We start from the raw sequence: 19790 nt of genomic DNA, 5'->3' as shown, positions 1-19790 counted from the left end.
CGGTAGCTCGTCAGGCTCATAACCTGAAGGTCGCAGGTTCAAATCCTGCTCCCGCAACCAACTTTAGAAAATCCAAACACAGCCCGTGCAGACTACAATTGATCACCCGGACCGTTCGATTAACGATCAAACCTCGTCAGGCTCATAACCTGAAACTCAGAGGTTCAAATCCTACTCCCGCAAACAAAAAACACCGTGCAACATCAGATGTTTACGCACCGCCCTAGGGCGGTTTTGTTCATTCTGGGACGCCCCCAAAGTAAGCAAATCCGCAAGTTCCCCAACAAGTTTAATCGCATACTTCCGTTCTTCGGGGACCTACTGGGTCTCCGACAGAAGGCAGCGGATGATCGTCATCACCTCGGCTTTTGTGGATAGATCATTCAACGCTTCTTTTCAAAGTTAACTTGATGATTGGCGATGACTGGAGGCAGCTGTTGGGACGAAAGCGGTTAAGTGTCATTCACTAAACGCTATAGGTCAAAACCAGCCAATCCGGTGCGATGTCTGCTGCAGATACTGACGTTTACTGGAACTCCAATCTGAGAATGGCAACCTTTCAAACTGCCTATTCGAAGCGGTCTAAGTACGCTTTCGATTTATCAAATTTTGTGTTGAAGGAACCCTTATCAAAGGTCTGAGACGGTATTGGCGCAGGTGGTAAGCCGGCAGAGACTACACTTCACACGACCAAGTTACTCGCAGCGAGTCAATGCGTTACGGAAAAATCAAGAAAACGTATATGAAGTAACATAAAGCTTGCTGCGAATCGATGAGAGGCTTATTAACCGACCTATCGGTCACTTAATGATGTGAATTCAAATTCGGAGTAATCGACCTATGGACGCCTTTATCTGCGACGCCCAGCGCACCCCGATCGGACGATATGGTGGTGGACTAAGCCAGGTGCGCACAGATGATCTTGCCGCCCTGCCAATCGCTTCGCTTGTAGCGCGTAACCCACAGGTGGATTGGTCCAGTCTGGACGACGTGATTTATGGCGATGCGAACCAAGCCGGTGAAAGCAACCGCAATGTGGCGCGGATGGCGGCGTTGCTGGCAGGGCTGCCTGTGGATGTACCGGGAACGACAATCAATCGGCTCTGCGCGTCTGGCATGGATGCGGTGGGCATGGCTGCGCGCGCCATCAAGGCTGGGGATTATGACATGGCGATCGCGGGTGGGGTCGAAAGCATGTCGCGTGCGCCATTTGTGATGCCCAAGGCAACATCCGCCTTTACTCGTGCCAATGCCGTTTACGACACCACGATCGGCTGGCGCTTTGTGAACCCGAAAATGGAAAAGGAATTTGGTATCGACTCGATGCCCGAAACAGCGGATAACGTAGCGGAAGCTTATGGTATCAGTCGCTCCGATCAGGACGCGTTTGCCGAACGCAGCCAGGCCCGCTGGGCCGCGGCGCACCAGACCGGGGTGTTTCAGGAGGAGATCACCCCGGTCACAATCCCACAGCGCAAAGGTGACCCGGTGGTGGTCGATACGGACGAGCATCCACGTCCGGGGACTACAGCAGAGAAACTGTCTGGCCTAAAGGGCATCAACGGGGTGGACAAGACTGTGACCGCTGGAAACGCCTCGGGTGTTAACGACGGCGCGGCGGCGATCCTGATGGCGAATGAATCTGCTGCGGCAAAGAACGATCTGATCCCGATTGCCCGTGTGGTTGGCATGTCCGTTGCTGGGGTGGAGCCGCGCGTGATGGGCATCGGCCCGGTTCCAGCCAGCCGTAAGGTGCTTGCACGGGCTGGGCTCAGCATTGATCAGATGGATGTGATAGAATTGAACGAGGCGTTTGCCTCGCAGGGCCTAGCCACGCTGCGCGAACTCGGGGTGCCCGATGATGCGCCGCATGTGAACCCAAATGGCGGGGCGATCGCCATTGGCCACCCGCTTGGAATGAGCGGTGCGCGGCTAGTGATGACGGCTGCCTATCAACTGCGCCGCACCGGAGGCCGCTACGCGCTCTGCACCATGTGTGTCGGGGTAGGGCAGGGTGCCGCACTTATTCTTGAACGTGTGTAAGGGAGGAGACCTCACATGTACGCTCAGATGATCAAAACAGCCGGAACAGGCGTGAAATCCCGCGAGGAGATGACCGAGCAGGAACGCGCGTTTCAGGACAAGATCGACGCCGATATCAAGATCGAGCCCAAGGATTGGATGCCCGACGACTATCGCGCGACACTGATCCGTCAAATTGGCCAGCACGCACATTCTGAAATCGTAGGCCAGCTGCCCGAAGGAAACTGGATCACCCGAGCGCCAACGCTGGAGCGCAAGGCGATCCTGCTGGCCAAGGTGCAGGATGAGGCCGGGCATGGGCTGTATCTCTATTGCGCGGCAGAAACGCTGGGTGTCAGCCGGGATGAGATCACCGAGATGCTGCTGGACGGGCGCATGAAATACTCGTCGATCTTTAACTATCCGACCCTGAACTGGGCTGATATCGGCGCGGTCGGATGGCTGGTCGATGGCGCTGCGATCATGAACCAGGTTCCGCTGCAGCGGACGTCCTTCGGACCATACTCGCGCGCAATGATCCGCATCTGCAAAGAAGAGAGCTTTCACCAGCGCCAGGGCTATGATGCGATCCGCAAGATGGCAGAGGGTACGCCAGAGCAGCGTAAGATGGCGCAGGATGCAATAAATCGACTGTGGTACCCGTCGCTGATGATGTTCGGGCCGTCGGACAAGGAAAGCGTGCATTCGGCGCAATCCATGGCGTGGAAGATCAAGATCAACACCAATGACGAGCTGCGCCAGAAATTCGTGGATCAGACCGTGCCTCAGGCCGAATATCTGGGTCTGAGTATCCCTGACCCGGACCTGAAATGGAACGAAGAACGGGGCCATTATGATTACACCGACCCGGACTGGCCCGAGTTTTTCGATGTGATCAAGGGCAACGGCCCCTGCAATGTCGACCGGCTGGCCGCGCGTAACAAGGCGTGGGACGACGGTAAATGGGTTCGCGACGGGCTGCTGGCTCATGCCCGCAAGAAACGCGCCGCAAATCTGGCTGCAGAATAAGACTGCCCTGAGGAGGATACCAAATGAACAACGAATGGCCCCTGTGGGAAATCTTCATCCGCGGACAACATGGCATGAGCCACCGCCATGTTGGGTCGTTACACGCCCCGGACGCGAAAATGGCGATCAAGAACGCGCGCGATGTCTACACGCGCCGCAACGAAGGCGTTTCGATCTGGGTGGTTGAGGCCAACAACATCTCGGCCTCATCGCCCAGCGACAAAGGTCCGCTGTACGAGCCCAGCGAAAGCAAAGTGTACCGCCATCCAACCTTCTTCGATATTCCCGAAGAAGTGGGGGCGATGTAATGAGTGTTCCGGTTTCCAATGACGCTTTGCTGCAGTTTCTGCTTCGGATGGGGGACAATACCTTGATCCTCGGCCATCGCGTCAGCGAATGGTGCGGTCATGCGCCTGTGCTGGAGGAAGACATCGCGCTGGCCAATACCGCGCTGGACCTGATCGGTCAGACTCAGATGTGGCTAGGTCTTGCGGGTGAGATCGACGGCGGCAAATCCGCCGATGATCTGGCCTTTCTGCGCGACGCCTGGGATTTCCGCAATGTGCTGCTGGTCGAAGTGCCGAACGGCGACTTCGGCCGCACGCTGATGCGTCAGTTCCTGTTCGATGCGTGGCATTCGATCATGCTGGGGCGTCTGATGACATCCTCTGACGACCGGGTCGCGGCGATTGCCGCCAAGGCCAGCAAAGAGGTCACCTACCACCTCGAACGCTCGGGCGACACGGTTGTGGGCCTCGGCGACGGGACCGAGGAAAGTCATGCCCGCATGCAAGAGGCGCTGGACTATCTCTGGCCATATGTCGGCGAGATGTTTGCCAGTGACGATGTTGATGCAGAAATGGTTGCGGCGAGGATTGCCCCGAACCCGGCAGATCTGCGCGCAGAATATGACGCTCTGATCGAGCGTGTGCTGTCCGAGGCGACACTAACCATTCCCGAAAGCCGCTTTGCCCATAAGGGCGGGCGCGACGGTCGCATGCATACCGAGCATCTGGGCCATCTTCTGACACAGATGCAGTGGTTGCAGCGCGCCTATCCCGGCGCGAAGTGGTAAGGATCAATGCGGGCTTCAACGGATCAGGTGTGGGAATGGCTGGACGCTGTACCAGACCCTGAGATTCCGGTGATCTCGGTCGTCGATCTGGGAATTGTACGCGATGTGCGATGGGATGATGACACTCTGACGGTTACCGTCACGCCGACCTATTCAGGCTGCCCGGCGACCTCGGTCATCAGCATGGATATCGAAACTGCACTGCGTGATCATGGAATCGACGATCTGCGGATCGAGACAAGTATCGCACCGGCTTGGACCACCGATTGGCTTAGCGACAAGGGCCGTGCTCGGCTCGAGGATTACGGCATCGCCCCGCCGCAGCCTGCAGGTGGACCTGAACGCTGCCCACATTGCGGTAGCAAGGCGGTTGAAAAGGTCAGCCAGTTTGGCTCGACCCCTTGCAAGGCCCATTGGCGCTGCACCGACTGCCTGGAACCTTTTGACTATTTCAAGTGCATCTGAGGGAGGATCACCGGATGGCACGCTTTCATGATCTGGAAGTTACCGATGTTCACAAAACCATCCGCGATGCGGTGGTCGTGACGTTGAAACCTGTAAACGGTTCAGCCGATGAATTCGACTTTACCCAAGGCCAGTACCTGACCTTCCGCCGCGATTTCGACGGAGAAGAACTGCGCCGGTCCTATTCGATCTGCGCTGGTAAGGATGAGGGCATTCTGCAGGTGGGGATCAAGCGCGTGGATGGCGGCGCATTCTCGACCTGGGCCAACTCCGATCTAAAGGTGGGCGATACGGTGCAGGCGATGCCGCCGATGGGCAGCTTTTACACCGCAATCGATCCCTCCGCCGAAAAGCATTATCTGGGCTTTGCGGGTGGGTCGGGCATCACGCCGGTTCTCTCGATCCTGAAGACGACGCTTGCCCGAGAACCACATTCGCGGTTCACATTGGTATATGCCAACAAGGGCGTGAACACGATCATGTTCCGAGAGGAGCTTGAGGACCTCAAGAACCTCTATATGGGGCGTCTGAACGTGATCCATATTCTGGAAACAGACGCGCAGGAAATCGAGCTTTTTACAGGTCTGGTCACGCAAGACAAATGTGCCGAACTTTTTGAACACTGGATCGATATTCAGAACGTCGACACGGCTTTTATCTGCGGCCCCGAGCCGATGATGCTGGGCATTGCCTCAGCCCTGCGGGCGCATGGGCTGAACGACGGGCAGATCAAATTTGAACTCTTCGCCAGCGCTCAACCCGGTCGGGTCAAGCGCAAAGTGAGCGGGGCGGACACGGCATCTCAGGACAACCAGACCAAAACATCAATCACCATGGACGGGGCAACGCAAACGATCACCATGCCGAAGGATCAATCGGTTCTCGATGCCGCGTTGGAGAATGCGATGGACGCGCCTTACGCCTGTAAGGCCGGGGTCTGTTCAACCTGCCGCTGCCGGGTGCTTGAGGGCGAGGTCGAGATGGTCGCCAATCACGCATTGGAAGACTACGAAGTCGAGAAAGGATACGTCCTGAGCTGTCAGGCCTATCCGCTGACCGACACTGTAGTCGTGGACTACGATCAGTAGACGGAGGGAATGATGGCTGAAGACATGACAATTGAGAGCTATTTGGCAGCGGGTGGTGTCCTGAGTAATCCAACCAACGTGCCTCCGCGCTATCGTGCAGAGCTCATGAAATTGATGGCGACCTTCGTGGACAGCGAACTGGCCGGCGCAGCGGGCTTTGCCGACATCATAAATCTGGGCCCGGGCATCAAGGAACGCATCGCGGCGGCCAAGATTGTGCTGGAAAAGACCGACAACGCAGATCGTGTCCTGAAAATCATGGGCGAGTTCGGAGCCAACACTGACCGCTATGCAAATCACCATCCCTGGACCACACGTCTGGATCGTGATGCGGATATCGGGGCTACGCGGTCCGAACACGACATGCGCCTTGCTGTATTCAACTATCCGATCGAAGGATGGGAAGATGCCGTGGTTATGAACCTGCTGATGAGCCAGGCGGTTGACGTCCAACTCGCCCAGTTTTCGCAGATATCCTATCAGCCTCTGGCCGAGGCCTTTCGCGAGATTTCCCCGATCGAGGCGCGCCATGGGGAGCTTGCGCTTGAGGGTGCGGGCAAGCTGATCGAACAGGGAAAGGCTGCAGAAATGCAAGCGTCGGTCGACTATTGGTGGCCCCGGGTCGCGGCAAGTTTTGGGGCGGGCACAGCCGAGAAAACCGAAACGCTCCGCAAGCTGGGGCTGCGGCAATTAACCGGGATTGAGATGAAAGATCAGTGGACAGTAAAAGCGACCGAACAGGTCGAAAAGCTGGGACTTGAAGTACCTTAGCTTTCAAGGTTGGCGTTTACGGCTCAACAACCCATACTTCACGGCCAATCCGCGAAGCGTGCGACGCTTTCGCCGATCTTTCTTCAATGACTGCTGGGCTTTAGCACCACATTTCCGATTGAACTCAAAAACGTCAATCACCCGCTCGGCGCAGCCACAGGCTTCGCCCAGACCTACTTTGGCGAAATAGAATTTATCGAAACGATCAGGGCGTTGCATGGGTAACCTCCGCCCTTATTGAACCTCATCCTGACCGCAGAGCCAAATCAACTCTGTGCCAACAAGGGTTCAAAGGCCATCAACGCCTGATAATGTCAGATTGCTTACCAACGCGGCGTAATCGCTGCGCGCGTTGGCATCCGCCCCGGCATTCCACATGTAGAACCAGTTCAACATTCCGAAAACGGACATGGTCGTGGCCCGAAGCTTGGCCGCATCATCCTTGAAAGTTGCAGGCGAGATGCTGGCGATGATGTCGCTGACGAACACCACCAGATCCCGCTGATAGCCACGCAGCAGATTCTGCTGCTCTTCGGGCAATGCGGACATGCCGCTGGTTTGCACGCGATGCTCATCATCCACGCCTTGATAGGCCAGTAGGATTTCCCGCACCACCCGTTTCAAGCGATCCGCGGGTTCCATCCCGTCAAGGTCCAAACCGCAAACCTGGTCACGCAATTGCAGCAGGTAACTGTCGAGAATATCAAACAGAATGGCGTCCTTGCTGTCGTAGTAGTGATAGATATTGGCCTTGGATATCCCGCACTCCCGCGCGAGCTGAGACATTGACGCCCGATCAAATCCTTCCTGCGCGAAGACGCGGGCGGCGCATTTCAGGATGCGTGTTCGTTTATGGTCGTGGTCTTTTGCTATCGTGCGCGCCAAATCCTGACCCTCCGTCTGTCGCTTAGCTGTCCCGATTGTCAATCACGCGCCGGGCCTTGCCCTGTGAGCGTTCAACCTCGCCCGGCTCGCCTATATCGATCTCGGTCGAGATGCCAACCACCTCTTTAATCCTGCGAGATAGCATCCGAGCAGCGGCGTTTTTGCTCAGCTCATCGGCTGCATCTGGCGTTGCTTCGACATGCACGCGCATCGCGTCCATCCGGCCAGCTTTGTAAAGTTCGATCTGGTAGTAGGGCGCCAGACCGCCGGTTGCCAGAACCTGCTCCTCGATCTGACTGGGGAAGACGTTGACACCCCGCAGAATGATCATGTCATCCGAGCGGCCCGTGATCTTTTCCATCCGACGCATCGACCGAGCCGTGCCGGGCAAAAGCCGCGTCAGGTCACGGGTGCGATAGCGGATCATCGGAAGACCTTCTTTGGTCAGCGTGGTAAAGACCAGTTCACCAATCTCACCATCAGGCATGACCTCGCCGGTCTGCGGGTCGATGATTTCGGGGTAGAAGTGGTCTTCCCAGATCACGGGCCCGTCTTTGGTTTCGACGCACTCATTGGCGACGCCCGGTCCCATGATCTCGGACAGGCCGTAGATATCGACGGCATGCATATCGAATGCTTGTTCAACCTCGGAGCGCATCGAATCCGTCCATGGTTCAGCGCCAAAGACGCCGACAGCCAAGGAACTTTCGCGCGGATCGAGTCCAATCTTGTGATACTGCTCAAGAATGTTCAGCATATATGATGGTGTTACCATAATCCCGTCTGGTTTGAAGTCAGTGATCAGGTCGACCTGCTTGCCGGTCTGCCCACCGCTCATCGGGACGACCGTGGCCCCCAGACGTTCGATTCCATAATGCGCGCCCAGACCGCCGGTGAACAGGCCATAGCCATAGGCGTTGTGCACCATGTCGCCCCGGCGCAAACCGCTGGCACGCAACGACCGCGCCACCAGATCCGCCCAATTATCGATATCGCCTTGCGTATACCCCACGACGGTTGGCTTACCCGTGGTTCCCGACGAGGCATGAACACGAATGATCTGCTCACGCGGGACTGCAAACAGACCAAAGGGATAGTTTTCCCTCAGATCGTTTTTGTAGGTAAACGGAAACCGTGCCAGATCACTGAGGGACTGAAGGTCGTCAGGATGCACACCGGCCTCATCAAACCGCTGCCGGTACATAGGCACGTTGTCATAAGCATGGCGCAGCGACCATTTCAGCCGATCCAACTGTAGGTTGCGGATTTCATCAATCGAGGCGATCTCGATCGGATCAAGATCCGCCTTGTTCGGAGTAAGATCCTTCATGCCATCCCCCTCATCTCAGGTCTCGTCAAACACCGGGCCTTTGACCGCGCGGGAAAAGCCCCGAAATTCTGCGATCTTTTGTCCGGCTTGGTTGGTTATGGATACGTCATAGATGCCGCTGCGCCCTGTCAGGCTCAGTTCCGTTGCGCGGGCCGTCAGCAGGTCACCGGATCGCGCGGGCGCGACGTAGCTGATCACATTGTGCTGGGCGACTGTGGACTGGTTGCGACTATTGCAGGCAAAGGCAAAGGCGCTGTCGGCCAACATGAATGTCACGCCGCCATGGCAGATCCCGTGCCCGTTGCAGTGATGGTCAGCCACCTGCAACGCCAGCGTCGCAGCGCCTTCATCCATCTCCACTAGTTCCATGCCTGCCCATTTCGAGGCATTGTCCCGCCCCCACATGGCAGCAGCGGCTTTCTGGGCGCGTTCCTTCGGCGTCATCTCATTCTCCCCGAAATACTGGCGCGCGCTTTTCCAGAAATGCAGTAACGCCCTCGGCATAGTCGACGCTTTCGCCGCAGGTTTTCATTGCGTCCGCCTCAATCTCGAGATGATCGGTCAGGGTATTCGTGGCAGCCGCCTGTATCGTCTGTTTCGTCAGGCCAAGTCCCAGCGTTGGACCATTGGCGAACTGTTCCGTTAGTGCGCGCGCCTCGGCCATTAGTTCAGCGTCTGGAATTGCTTTCCAGATCAGCCCCCAATCCGCAGCCTGCTTTGCTGGCAGGGGTTGCCCAGTCAGGGCCAGCCCTTTGGCTCGGGCTTCACCCAGCAAACGTGGCAGATGCCAACTGCCGCCGGTATCAGGTATCAGGCCCACTTTGGAAAATGATTGGATAAACTTGGCAGAGTCAGCGGCAAGTACCACATCACAAGCCAAGGCGATATTCGCACCCGCCCCGGCGGCAACGCCATTGACGGCGCAGACAACAGGTAATTCCAAAGACCTGATCAGGCGGACCAAAGGTGCGTAGAACGTGCGAACCGTATAGCCCAAATCCGGCGGACCCTCCATCGTGGCAGGGTTTCGATCGCCCAAATCCTGCCCTGCGCAGAACCCGCGCCCCGCGCCGGTTAACAGCACCGCTCGTGCACCACCGTCACGCGCGGCCTCAAGTGCAGCGCGCAGGGCATGGTGCATCTCATCCGTGAAACTGTTCAGGCGTTCAGGGCGATTGAGTGTAATTTCAACCCATTGACCCATATTCTGCGAAATAATCGTGTCGGACATGCCCGGTTCGCTTTTCATAAGTTACAACAAACTTCTTGCATAAACCGAACGGTTGGTCAATAAATTCTATAGCCGTTTGTGACTCGGCGATCGGAAATGCACTTTGGCCAGCGGGCGGAACAGCATTTCTCGTCGTTGATAGTTACAAAACGTACCATTAACACATTCACGACTTGCGATTTTGAGGAGGAGACCCGGTCATGAAATTCACCAAGCTCACCACATTGTTGGCGTCTGCAACCTTGGCGGTGTCCGGCACCATCGCTTTTGCGGCTGACTACACCCTGACAATTTCCAGCTGGGCCCCACCCACCCACGGCATCAACGCAAAGATGTGGCCCAAATTCGTCGAAATGGTAGAGGAGGCGACTGACGGGCAGGTCACCGCAGAGCTTAAGCTGGGTATCGCTCCACCGCCTGCGCAGATGGACCTGATTATGGATGGCGCGGCCGATGCCTCGATTATCTTTCACGGCTATCAACCGGGACGCTTCGTCACCACCAAGCTGATCGAACTGCCTGGTTATGAAGGCTCGGCCGAGGACGCTTCGGTTGCTTACTGGCGCGCCTACGACAAGTACTTGAAAGCTGCTGACGAGCATCGTGGTGTCAAAGTCATCGCCTTGCACACGCATGGACCCGCGCAGCTGCATTCCAGCGCGCCAGTAACCACTCTGGATGAGGTTTCGGGCCTGAAAGTACGTATCCCGGGTGGCGTTGGCGGAGACGTTGGTGCGGCGCTTGGCGCGACCGGCATTCAGGTGCCCGCTCCGAAAGTCTATGAAACACTGGCGTCGAAAGCCGCTGACGGCGTGGTCATGCCACTGGAATCGCGCAAGGGTTTCAAGCTGACCGAGGTTGCGCAGAACGTCTATGAGATGCCCGGTGGCCTCTATCGTGGTTCGTTTGCATTCATCATGAACGAAGACACCTTCGCAGATCTGCCACCCGAGCTGCAGACGGCGCTGGAAGAAAACGTATTCGGTGAACCGCTGAGCCGTGAGATCGGCAAAATCTGGGATGAGATCGACGCCACTGGACGTGAGGCAACCGAGGCGGCAGAAGGCAATGCCATCAACGCTGCCACAGATGCGGATATGGAGAAGTTCTCGGCCATCGCCGAAGACATCCGCGGCAAGGTCATCGCCGAGGTTGACGCAACAGGAGTCGACGCACAGGCCGCATATGACATGATCAAATCGGAAATGTCCTCGAACTGATCCGACTGCAGGGCGGCTCTTGCGCCGCCCTGACTTACCCTGCGCGAGTTTCCCATGACCCCTATTATTCAGCTTGTGCGCCGTGCCAGCGCCCTTCCCGTGATCGTGGCCTGCATTGCACTGTTTATCCTGATGGTAATGACCTTTTGCGACGTGATCCTGCGTTCGGTCTTCAATGCGCCCATTGAGGCCGCCACCGAGCTGACGCGCATTCTGATGGCAATTCTGGTGTTTTCGGTCCTCCCGATCGTCTCCACCACCAATGGCCATATCGCGGTCGATCTGACAGACGGGTTCTTCCACCGTCTGCATCTGTCGCGTGCGCGGGACGTTGTGATCTATGTGGTCAGCGGCATTATGCTGTTCTGGCCGGTCCAGCGCGTTTGGGTCCTGGCCGAGCGAGCGCGGGATTATGGGGATGTAACCGAATATCTTTCAATCCCCACCTACCTGATCGGCTGGTTCATTACCCTGTCTGTTGCCATCACTGCACTGGTGATGATCGCCACTGGGCTGCTAAAGGCCTTCGCCCCAAATACACTGTCGGAGCCTATGTAATGACCGCAGCGCTAATCGGATTTGCGATTGTATTGATCTTGGTGCTGGTGCGCCTTCCTATCGTCTTTGCCATGGGTCTGGTCGGCACATTGGGATTTGCCTATGAGCGTGGCGGCTCGATCTTTGATGAGCGCGGGATGAAGGCTGCCATGTCCATGGTGGGCCGACAGATCACCGACACTGCGCAGGACTATGGTCTGTCGGTTGTGCCGCTGTTCATCCTGATGGGCCTGTTCGTGAACAAGGGCGGCATGGCGCGCGAGCTTTATGCGGTGTCCAACGCCTTTCTTGGCCACATGCGCGGTGGCATTGCCATGGCGACGGTTGCGGCCTGTGGCGGATTTTCGGCTATCTGCGGATCGTCGCTGGCAACCGCCGCCACGATGTCAAAGGTCGCGATGCCGCAGATGCGGCGTTACGGCTATTCCGATGAACTCTCGACCGCCTCGATTGCCGCCGGTGGTACGCTTGGCATTCTGATCCCTCCATCGGTCATTCTGGTCATCTACGGGTTGCTGACCGAGACCTCGATCGGGAAACTGTTCATGGCGGGCATCATCCCCGGCATCCTCGGCATTCTGTTCTACCTCTTCGCCGTGCGCTGGACCGTCTGGCGCAACCCCGAGGCCGGTCCAGCCGGAGAGCGTGCCACATGGTCCGAACGCATCCGTGCGCTGGGCTCGGTTTGGGCTGTGCTGTTGTTGTTCTTCCTAGTGATTGGCGGGCTTTATGGAGCCTTCGATTTTGAGCCCCTAAACCTGACATTCTCACCCACCGAGGCCGCAGGTATGGGGGCCGCTGGGGCCTTTCTGATTGCACTCTTTCGTGGGGGTCTCACGGTTGGCTCGACATTCGAGGTGCTGAAAGAGACCTGCTTTACCGCGTCTGCCTTGTTCGCGGTGTTGATTGGTGCGCAGATATTCTCAAATTTCATCAATCTGGCCGGTTTGCCCGAAGCCCTGATCGCGATGGTGACCGCCTATGATGTGGCTCCGTTTGTCGTGATCCTGATGATCCTTGGTATCTACATCATTCTGGGTTGCGTCTTCGAATCTCTCTCGATGCTGTTGCTGACGGTTCCGATCTTCTTCCCGTTGGTCACGTCTCTGGGCTATGACCCAATCTGGTTTGGCATCGTCGTCGTGGTTGTCACCGAAATCTCGCTGATCACTCCACCCGTAGGCCTGAACGTCTTCATTCTGAAAGGCGTGGTGGGTGACGTCTCGACCGGCACCATATTTCGTGGCGTCACTCCGTTCTGGATCGCCGATATCTTCCGCCTCGCGCTGATCGTGCTGGTGCCCATCGTGGTGCTGTATCTGCCGCAGCAAATGGGCGCTTTGGGACACTAGTCCCACCGCATCAAACAGGAGAACACCATGTCCCTGCATCAGATTTCCAGCTTCGCCGCTGGTACTTGGGTCGCGCCTGGAGAAGGCGCACGCACCATCGCGTCCGCCATCACTGGCGCACCGTTTGCAAGCGCTGGCAATGCCGCGCTCGACGTGCAGGCGATGCTTGACTATGCGCGCAATACCGGTGGCCCCACGCTGCGCAAGTTAACGTTCCACGACCGTGCTCGGATGCTCAAGGCGTTGGCGCAAGAGCTTTCGGCGCATAAACAAGCCCTTTACGACCTGAGTTTCGAAACCGGAGCTACGCAGAAGGACCACCTGATCGATATCGATGGTGGCATCGGCACGATGTTTGTCTTTGCCTCAAAAGGCCGGCGCGAGATGCCGGATGCGCAGGTTTATCTGGACGGCGAAATCGAGCAGTTGTCACGCAATGGCACCTTTTTGGGGCAGCATATCTGCACGCCCCTGCAAGGGGTCGCGGTTCATATCAACGCCTTCAACTTCCCGGTCTGGGGGATGCTGGAAAAGCTGGCCCCGACGCTGCTGGCTGGCGTGCCTGCAATCGTCAAGCCGGCTACCAACAGTTGCTACGTCACCGAACTGGCAGTGCGGATCATGCTGGATAGCGGCATCCTGCCTGCCGGTGCGCTACAGCTGGTCTCGGGCGGGTTGGGCGACATGCTCGATCACTTGGATTGTCAGGATGTGGTCAGCTTCACAGGCTCGGCGAACACCGCGTTGAAGCTGCGGCAGACGCCTGCGATCTTGCAGAACTCGGTCCGGTTTGTGGCCGAGCAGGACAGCTTGAACGCTTCCATCCTCGGGCCCGATGCCACGCCCGGCACGCCCGAATTTGACCTGTTCGTCAAGGAAGTCTCGCGCGAGATGACCACAAAGGCGGGCCAGAAATGCACTGCCATCCGACGCATCATCGCGCCCCAGCCGCAGGTCGACGCCATAATTGCCGCGCTGTCTGACCGATTGGCAAAGATCACCATCGGCGACCCCCGTTCCGACACCACCCACATGGGCGCGCTGGTGTCGAACGGGCAGAAAGCCGACGTTCTGGAAAAGGCAGCTCTGATCGGGCAAGAGGCTGAACGGGTTTATGGCAACCCCGACGCGTTCGACCTGCACGGCCCTGAAACCGGCGCATTCGTTCCCCCGATGCTGTTTTACTGTGCTGACCCCGACAAAGCGCAGCGCGTGCACGATACCGAGGCCTTCGGCCCAGTTTCGACCCTCATGGGCTACCGCGATCTGGATCATGCGGTGGCACTTGCCAATCGCGGGCAGGGGTCTCTGGTCACGTCGCTGATCACTCACGACACAAAGGTCGCGCACAACGTAGTGATGGGGGCCGCAGCCTATAACGGGCGGATTTACATCAACGACCGCGACTCGATGGCTGAATCGACCGGCCACGGATCTCCGTTGCCCCATATGGTGCATGGAGGGCCGGGCCGTGCGGGCGGTGGTGAGGAAATGGGCGGCGTGCGCGGTGTGAAACACTATATGCAGCGCACGGCCATTCAGGGCTCCCCGCGCATACTCAGTGGTATCAGCACCAAATGGGTGCCAGGAGCGCCCGAAATCCAAGGTCCGGCCCATCCCTTCACCCGTAAATTTGGTGAGTTGCAGGTCGGCGAGACGCTGCACACAGCCCCGCGCACTGTCACGCTGGAGGATATCGAACACTTCGCCAATTTCACCGGCGATACCTTTTATGCGCATATGGACGAGGACGCGGCGGCGCGAAATCCGTTCTTCCCCGGTCGTGTGGCGCATGGTTATCTGTTGCTCAGTTTTGCGGCGGGCCTATTTGTTGAACCGAACGAGGGGCCGGTGCTGGCCAATACCGGGCTGGACGGGCTGCGGTTCATGAAGCCCGTTGTTGCTGGCGACAGCATCAAGGTGCACCTGACGGTAAAGCAGAAAACCCCACGCAATGACGATTATGGCGAGGTTCGCTGGCACGTGTCCCTGACCAATCAAGATGACGAACCGGTCGCAGAATACGAGCTTCTGACCATGAACGCCCGCTGACCCGCTGTACTACCTGTTTTTCTTATTGGGCCTAATGGGTTAAACTGGGTCCATGACCGAAAAGACCTCGTGGTTCGAAATGGCTGTGGCCGAACTGGCGGACCCGCAAGACCAGCGGGTCTGGTCGATTATCGTCTCGCTGTTTGGTGACATGGCACAAGAGCCCGGCGCGCAAATCTCGGGCGGTGTTCTGACCCGGATAATTGAGCCGATGGGCATCAAACCCGAAGCGATCCGCGTCGCTCTGCACCGGCTGCGCAAGGACGGCTGGATTGAAAGTGACCGGATTGGACGCGTCTCGCGCCATGTCCTCTCGGAATTCGGCCGGACGCAATCCGCCGCCGTCACGCCGCGCATATATGCGCGCGGTCCTTCGCCCATTGAAAATTGGCATCTTCTGATCGCCGAAGACGGGTCGGGCACTCAGGTGCTTGAGGACGTGATGCTCAGCGACGACTATATCCCTATTGGGCGCAACGTAGCGATGGGTGCGGGGCCTGTGTCCGATCAGTCAGACGGTTTGCTGGCCTTGGACATCTCTCCGCACGCAGCTCCCAAATGGGTGCAGGATCGGTTGTGTCCACCCGAATTGCGCGCCTCTTGCAAGGCTCTTCTGGGCGCGGTCGAACGCGCCGCGAAGTCCCGTCCCGAAGGCTGGGCGCCAACCCCCTTGCAGAGCGCAACACTGCGCACCCTGCTGGTGCATCGGTGGCGGCGCGTCGTGCTACGCCAGCCGGACTTACCTTTGGCTTTTTATCCTGTTGATTGGGCTGGCCCTGCTTGTCGCGATAGCGTGTTCGGGCTGCTTGATCTGCTGCCACGCCCCTCGGCTGACGTACTGAGCGGTAGTAGTTGACCGCTGAGCGGTCTGTTCAACCATATTATCAGTGCGGCGCACATACCGGGTGCTGGGAGCTTTTCTGACCAAGTCATACCAATTTACACACCAATAATTAGGTTGCGGTTATCTGCCTGCCAATTCAGCCGTTCAGAAAACGCATGGTGCAATCGGGCTCCGGGCAATACCATCGCCTGTGCAAACCTGCCGGAGAACCGTGATGTCGATTTTGCTAACGATTGTCTTGTTGCTGATGTCCCTTTTGCTGGGGATGCACATCTGGACTCGCCGCCTAACGCGGCAGGGCACCGAAATGGTGCCGCAACTGGGGCGGATCGTGCCCGTTCACGGTGGCAGCATTCACTATGTCGAAAAAGGCGACCCTTCCAACCCGACTATTGTCATGATCCATGGCCTATCAGGCCAATTGCAGCATTTTACGTATGCGTTAGTGGATGATCTTGCTCAGGATTATCACGTTCTCGCGGTTGACCGTCCGGGCTGTGGCTATTCCACGCGCGATGCTGCCCAGTTGGCGGAATTGCCCGAACAAGCCCGCATGATCCACGAGTTTCTGGAAACAAAGAACGTCGATCAAGCCACACTGGTTGGTCATTCTCTAGGTGGCGCCGTGTCTCTTGCGATGGCACTGGATTATCCCGACAACACGGCGGCATTGGCGCTTCTGGCCCCCTTGACGCAACAAATGCCGGAACCGCCCGCCGTTTTCAAACCACTTGAAATCCGTACCGAGTGGCTGCGCAACCTTATTGGCAATACAATCGCCGTCCCGATGGCCCGAAAAACCGCACCCCTCGTCCTGAAAGACGTCTTCGCACCCGAGCCCGCGCCCTCAGACTTCCTGAACCGTGCTGGGGGTGCCCTTGGTCTTCGCCCCTCGGCCTTTATCACCGCCTCACAGGATGTTGTTGGGGTAGAGGCCAGCATGGGTGCCCTGACTTCACGCTATAACGATCTGCGCGTGCCCGGAGGCATTCTGTTCGGGACAGAGGACCCGATCCTGTCCGCCGAGCTACACGGTGCCACAATGACGAAATTCGGCCTGACCTTTGAGGTCATGGAACACCGGGGTCACATGATACTCATCACAGAACCCGAAGTCTGCGCGCGTTTCATCCGCCAGATCGCCGAGAATTCCCGCACCCGGCTGGCAGAGCAGGACGCGCATTGAATAACGCAATAAAGAATCTCGGCAGGCACGCTTTTCCTCTTGACCCTCCCCGGCCCCTCGCTTAAATCGCCTCTCACTCGTGGCGGAGTAGCTCAGTTGGTTAGAGCAGCGGAATCATAATCCGCGTGTCGGGGGTTCAAGTCCCTCCTCCGCTACCAGAACTTCCCAAACAAGTGCTAAGGCCCTGTTAGCTGCGTTTCCATTTGGATCGCGCCCTCGGGTTCCGTGCGAATTTAGACCAAGCACTGCAGTTTTTTGCGCTTCGTTGGTCTGAGGCCGCGAAGCAATTTCTACCGCAACGTAGAAGGTTAGTTCCGGGCATGAACCGCGTGATTATGGTACTAAATCCGAGAAAATCAAATAAACCGAACGATCGGTCGAAAATATAGTTGAATACGAACGCAGACCGGGCCAGTCTTTGATCGCGCCGTGTTCGGGGATTCCCCGATTTACTACTGGCATCGCATTTCGTCTGAGGAGGCACGATCATATGACCCAAGTCATCGGGTATGAGAAAGTGGGCGATATCGCCGTTTTGTCGGCTGAGAACCCACCCGTTAACGCGCTGGGCGTGGATGTGCGCCGGGGTTTGTTGTCGGCGATCGAACGTGCCGAAACAGAGGGCGCGCGCGCGGTTTTGATCTATGGTGAGGGTCGGACTTATTTTGCAGGCGCAGACATTCGCGAGTTTGGCAAGCCGCCACAGGACCCGTGGCTGCCCGCACTCTGTGATCGGATTGAGGCGTCGCCCTTGCTGGTGGTTTCTGCGTTGCATGGAACCGCGCTTGGTGGTGGGCTTGAGGTTGCCTTATCCTGTCATTATCGCGTTGCCGTGCCGTCTGCGAAGGTGGGGTTGCCCGAGGTTAATCTTGGTATCATTCCTGGCGCTGGCGGCACCCAGCGCTTGCCGCGTGTTGCCGGAGCCGAGGCTGCATTGGACATGATCACAACGGGGCGGCACGTCCGAGCTCCAGAAGCGCTTGAGATGGGTGTGCTGGACAAAGTTCAGGATGGTGATCCGCGCGAGATCGGCCTGGCCTATGTCAGAGAGCTGCTTGCAACTGATGCAGCACGGCGCCCTGTTTGCGATATGGCCCGGCCCGCCCCAATCGATTTTGATGCGGCCTATAACGCGGTGCTGAAGAAGGGCCGGGGCCAACTGTCGCCTGCGATTGCAGTGCGGGCAATACAAGCCAGTTGCGAGGCCGAGGATTTTGCATCCGGTTTGGCTCGCGAACGGGAATTGTTCATGGACCTGATGGCCTCGGATCAGCGCAAAGGGTTGATCCACGCATTCTTTGCGGAGCGTGCGGTTGCAAAATTGCCCGAGTTGAATGGGGTCGAGCCGCGGAATCTGCAACAGGTCGGCGTCATCGGCGGCGGTACGATGGGCGCAGGGATTGCCACCTCAGTTCTGCTGGCGGGGCTTCCTGTCGTGCTGCTTGAGATGTCACACGAGGCAGCGCGGTCCGCTAAAGATCGTATCGCGGCAAATCTGGCTGGCACCGTGAGGCGCGGAAAGCTGAGCCAGGACAAACATGATGATATTCTGCAGAACCGGCTGACCCTGGCCACGGACTACAACGCACTGAGTGGCGTCGATCTGGTGATCGAAGCCGTGTTTGAAGACATGGCAGTGAAGAAAAAGGTTTTTGCGCAACTGGATGCGGTCTGCAAAAGCGGTGCGGTATTGGCGACCAATACCTCATACCTTGATATCAACGAAATTGCCGGATCGACCGAAAGGTCACAGGATGTCATCGGTCTGCATTTCTTCTCCCCAGCACATGTGATGAAACTGCTTGAGATCGTGGTGGCGGACCACACCGCGCCCGAAGTTGTGGCAACGGGTTTCGCGTTGGGCAAGAGGTTGGGCAAGGTGGCCGTTCGGGCAGGTGTGTGCGACGGGTTCATAGGAAATCGGATTTTGGGCACATATCGGGCCTGTGCTGATCACATGGTGCTGGATGGAGCGAGCCCGTTCCAGATCGATAAAGCGCTAACAGGGTTTGGATTTGCGATGGGACCCTATGCAGTGTCAGATTTGGCCGGATTGGACATTGGCTGGGCGGCGCGCAAGCGGAAACGGGCCGCAGGCCAGGATCCACGCGTTCGCGACAGTTTCTATGCCGACAAGCTGTGCGAGGCCGGACATTTCGGCCAGAAAACCGGCAAGGGCTATTACATATATGAAAATGGCAAGCGAGGTGGAGAGCCAAACCCCGAGCTGACATCATTGATCGAAGCCGAGCGTGCGGCTCAGAACATAATTCCACGCGCGTTTACGGATGAGGAGATCATACGTCGCTATATGGTCGCGATGGTGAATGAGGCGGCGAAGGTGGTAGGCGACGGCATCGCGCGTAGACCGCTGGATGTGGACGTTACGCTGCTCTATGGCTACGGTTTTCCGCGCTACTGGGGTGGGCCGCTGAAATGGGCAGATTTGCAAGGTTTGCCGGGCGTATTGAACGATATCTGCAAGTGGGCTGAAGAAGATGCCTATTTCTGGCAACCTGCACCCCTGCTCGAACAACTGGTGGCTGAGAACCGCTGCTTTGATGATCTCAACAAAGATGCCTGAAGTCTCGGGGCAGAGGCTCCCGCGCCTGCGCAACATTGGCTGCGCCAATATTGCTAGCCGCCTTGGGCCCGGCATCGCGTAAAGCGCGATGCCGGGCC

General features: G+C 57.6%; 19 protein-coding genes and 1 tRNA gene. 15 read left to right on the top strand and 5 right to left on the bottom strand.

From position 1 onward, the window contains the following. The first annotated feature begins 840 nt into the window (after nucleotides 1-840). The 7 genes from pcaF to ACR0NM_RS20660 are packed head-to-tail and all read left to right on the top strand — an operon-like array spanning nucleotide 841 to nucleotide 6450. Entirely contained in the window at nucleotides 841-2043 is a 1203-nt protein-coding gene (gene pcaF, locus ACR0NM_RS20690) for a 3-oxoadipyl-CoA thiolase (protein ID WP_170511547.1), read from the top strand. Between the two features lie 15 nt (nucleotides 2044-2058). After that, a complete protein-coding gene (gene paaA, locus ACR0NM_RS20685; RefSeq protein WP_480616419.1) occupies nucleotides 2059-3051 on the top strand; it encodes a 1,2-phenylacetyl-CoA epoxidase subunit PaaA in 993 nt (330 codons plus the stop codon). Nucleotides 3052-3074: 23 nt separating this feature from the next. Then, on the top strand, nucleotides 3075-3359 hold the full coding sequence (gene paaB, locus ACR0NM_RS20680; protein ID WP_171620843.1) for a 1,2-phenylacetyl-CoA epoxidase subunit PaaB: 285 nt from the start codon (nucleotides 3075-3077) through the stop codon (nucleotides 3357-3359). After that, entirely contained in the window at nucleotides 3359-4126 is a 768-nt protein-coding gene (gene paaC / locus ACR0NM_RS20675; RefSeq protein WP_170397730.1) for a 1,2-phenylacetyl-CoA epoxidase subunit PaaC, read from the top strand. The genes paaB and paaC overlap by 1 nt, the downstream gene beginning before the upstream one ends. Before the next feature lie 6 nt (nucleotides 4127-4132). After that, nucleotides 4133-4591, top strand: coding sequence for a 1,2-phenylacetyl-CoA epoxidase subunit PaaD (paaD, locus tag ACR0NM_RS20670; protein ID WP_170511230.1), 459 nt, complete (start codon nucleotides 4133-4135; stop codon nucleotides 4589-4591). A 14-nt stretch (nucleotides 4592-4605) separates the two neighbouring features. Beyond that, on the top strand, nucleotides 4606-5679 hold the full coding sequence (locus ACR0NM_RS20665; RefSeq protein ID WP_480616417.1) for a 2Fe-2S iron-sulfur cluster-binding protein: 1074 nt from the start codon (nucleotides 4606-4608) through the stop codon (nucleotides 5677-5679). Nucleotides 5680-5691: 12 nt separating this feature from the next. Beyond that, on the top strand, nucleotides 5692-6450 hold the full coding sequence (locus tag ACR0NM_RS20660; RefSeq protein WP_170397722.1) for a Phenylacetic acid catabolic protein: 759 nt from the start codon (nucleotides 5692-5694) through the stop codon (nucleotides 6448-6450). A gap of 3 nt (nucleotides 6451-6453) precedes the next feature. On the opposite strand, the gene ACR0NM_RS20655 is transcribed toward ACR0NM_RS20660, so the two are convergent. The 5 genes from ACR0NM_RS20655 to paaG all read right to left on the bottom strand — a co-directional run bounded on the left by ACR0NM_RS20655 (nucleotide 6454) and on the right by paaG (nucleotide 9896). After that, nucleotides 6454-6669, bottom strand: coding sequence for a hypothetical protein (locus tag ACR0NM_RS20655; protein ID WP_170511540.1), 216 nt, complete (start codon nucleotides 6667-6669; stop codon nucleotides 6454-6456). Nucleotides 6670-6738: 69 nt separating this feature from the next. Further along, nucleotides 6739-7335: a TetR/AcrR family transcriptional regulator gene (locus ACR0NM_RS20650; RefSeq protein WP_170397716.1), complete on the bottom strand. Its 597-nt coding sequence runs from the start codon at nucleotides 7333-7335 to the stop codon at nucleotides 6739-6741. A gap of 22 nt (nucleotides 7336-7357) precedes the next feature. Continuing rightward, nucleotides 7358-8665 carry a phenylacetate--CoA ligase PaaK gene (gene paaK, locus ACR0NM_RS20645; RefSeq protein ID WP_480616415.1) on the bottom strand — a complete coding sequence of 436 codons (1308 nt, stop codon included), beginning with the start codon at nucleotides 8663-8665 and terminating at the stop codon, nucleotides 7358-7360. A gap of 15 nt (nucleotides 8666-8680) precedes the next feature. Next, nucleotides 8681-9109, bottom strand: coding sequence for a hydroxyphenylacetyl-CoA thioesterase PaaI (gene paaI, locus ACR0NM_RS20640; RefSeq protein ID WP_170397710.1), 429 nt, complete (start codon nucleotides 9107-9109; stop codon nucleotides 8681-8683). Nucleotide 9110: 1 nt separating this feature from the next. Continuing rightward, nucleotides 9111-9896 carry a 2-(1,2-epoxy-1,2-dihydrophenyl)acetyl-CoA isomerase PaaG gene (gene paaG / locus ACR0NM_RS20635; protein ID WP_170663936.1) on the bottom strand — a complete coding sequence of 262 codons (786 nt, stop codon included), beginning with the start codon at nucleotides 9894-9896 and terminating at the stop codon, nucleotides 9111-9113. Nucleotides 9897-10096: 200 nt separating this feature from the next. Here paaG and ACR0NM_RS20630 point away from each other — a divergent pair, with 200 nt between their 5' ends. The 8 genes from ACR0NM_RS20630 (at nucleotide 10097) to ACR0NM_RS20595 (ending at nucleotide 19692) form a co-directional block, all read left to right on the top strand. Beyond that, complete coding sequence (locus tag ACR0NM_RS20630; RefSeq protein ID WP_170397704.1) at nucleotides 10097-11116, top strand: TRAP transporter substrate-binding protein; 1020 nt, start codon at nucleotides 10097-10099, stop codon at nucleotides 11114-11116. Between the two features lie 54 nt (nucleotides 11117-11170). After that, nucleotides 11171-11674 carry a TRAP transporter small permease gene (locus tag ACR0NM_RS20625; protein WP_170397701.1) on the top strand — a complete coding sequence of 168 codons (504 nt, stop codon included), beginning with the start codon at nucleotides 11171-11173 and terminating at the stop codon, nucleotides 11672-11674. Next, on the top strand, nucleotides 11674-13026 hold the full coding sequence (locus ACR0NM_RS20620) for a TRAP transporter large permease (protein WP_170397698.1): 1353 nt from the start codon (nucleotides 11674-11676) through the stop codon (nucleotides 13024-13026). The genes ACR0NM_RS20625 and ACR0NM_RS20620 overlap by 1 nt, the downstream gene beginning before the upstream one ends. A gap of 27 nt (nucleotides 13027-13053) precedes the next feature. Beyond that, nucleotides 13054-15078 (top strand): phenylacetic acid degradation bifunctional protein PaaZ, encoded by a 2025-nt coding sequence (gene paaZ / locus ACR0NM_RS20615; protein WP_480616413.1) that lies wholly within the window; start codon nucleotides 13054-13056, stop codon nucleotides 15076-15078. A 52-nt stretch (nucleotides 15079-15130) separates the two neighbouring features. Next, nucleotides 15131-15934: a PaaX family transcriptional regulator C-terminal domain-containing protein gene (locus ACR0NM_RS20610; protein ID WP_170404659.1), complete on the top strand. Its 804-nt coding sequence runs from the start codon at nucleotides 15131-15133 to the stop codon at nucleotides 15932-15934. Nucleotides 15935-16136: 202 nt separating this feature from the next. Then, a complete protein-coding gene (locus tag ACR0NM_RS20605; RefSeq protein ID WP_170397690.1) occupies nucleotides 16137-17108 on the top strand; it encodes an alpha/beta fold hydrolase in 972 nt (323 codons plus the stop codon). Nucleotides 17109-17189: 81 nt separating this feature from the next. Further along, nucleotides 17190-17266 (top strand) — tRNA-Met (locus tag ACR0NM_RS20600). A 332-nt stretch (nucleotides 17267-17598) separates the two neighbouring features. Further along, on the top strand, nucleotides 17599-19692 hold the full coding sequence (locus ACR0NM_RS20595) for a 3-hydroxyacyl-CoA dehydrogenase NAD-binding domain-containing protein (protein WP_480616411.1): 2094 nt from the start codon (nucleotides 17599-17601) through the stop codon (nucleotides 19690-19692). Nucleotides 19693-19790 lie beyond the last annotated feature (98 nt).

The sequence above is a fragment of the Ruegeria sp. AF2 genome (genome assembly GCF_056542025.1).
The sequence above is the reverse complement of the archived record's forward strand: the minus strand, read 5'-3'. Positions and strand labels throughout refer to the sequence as shown.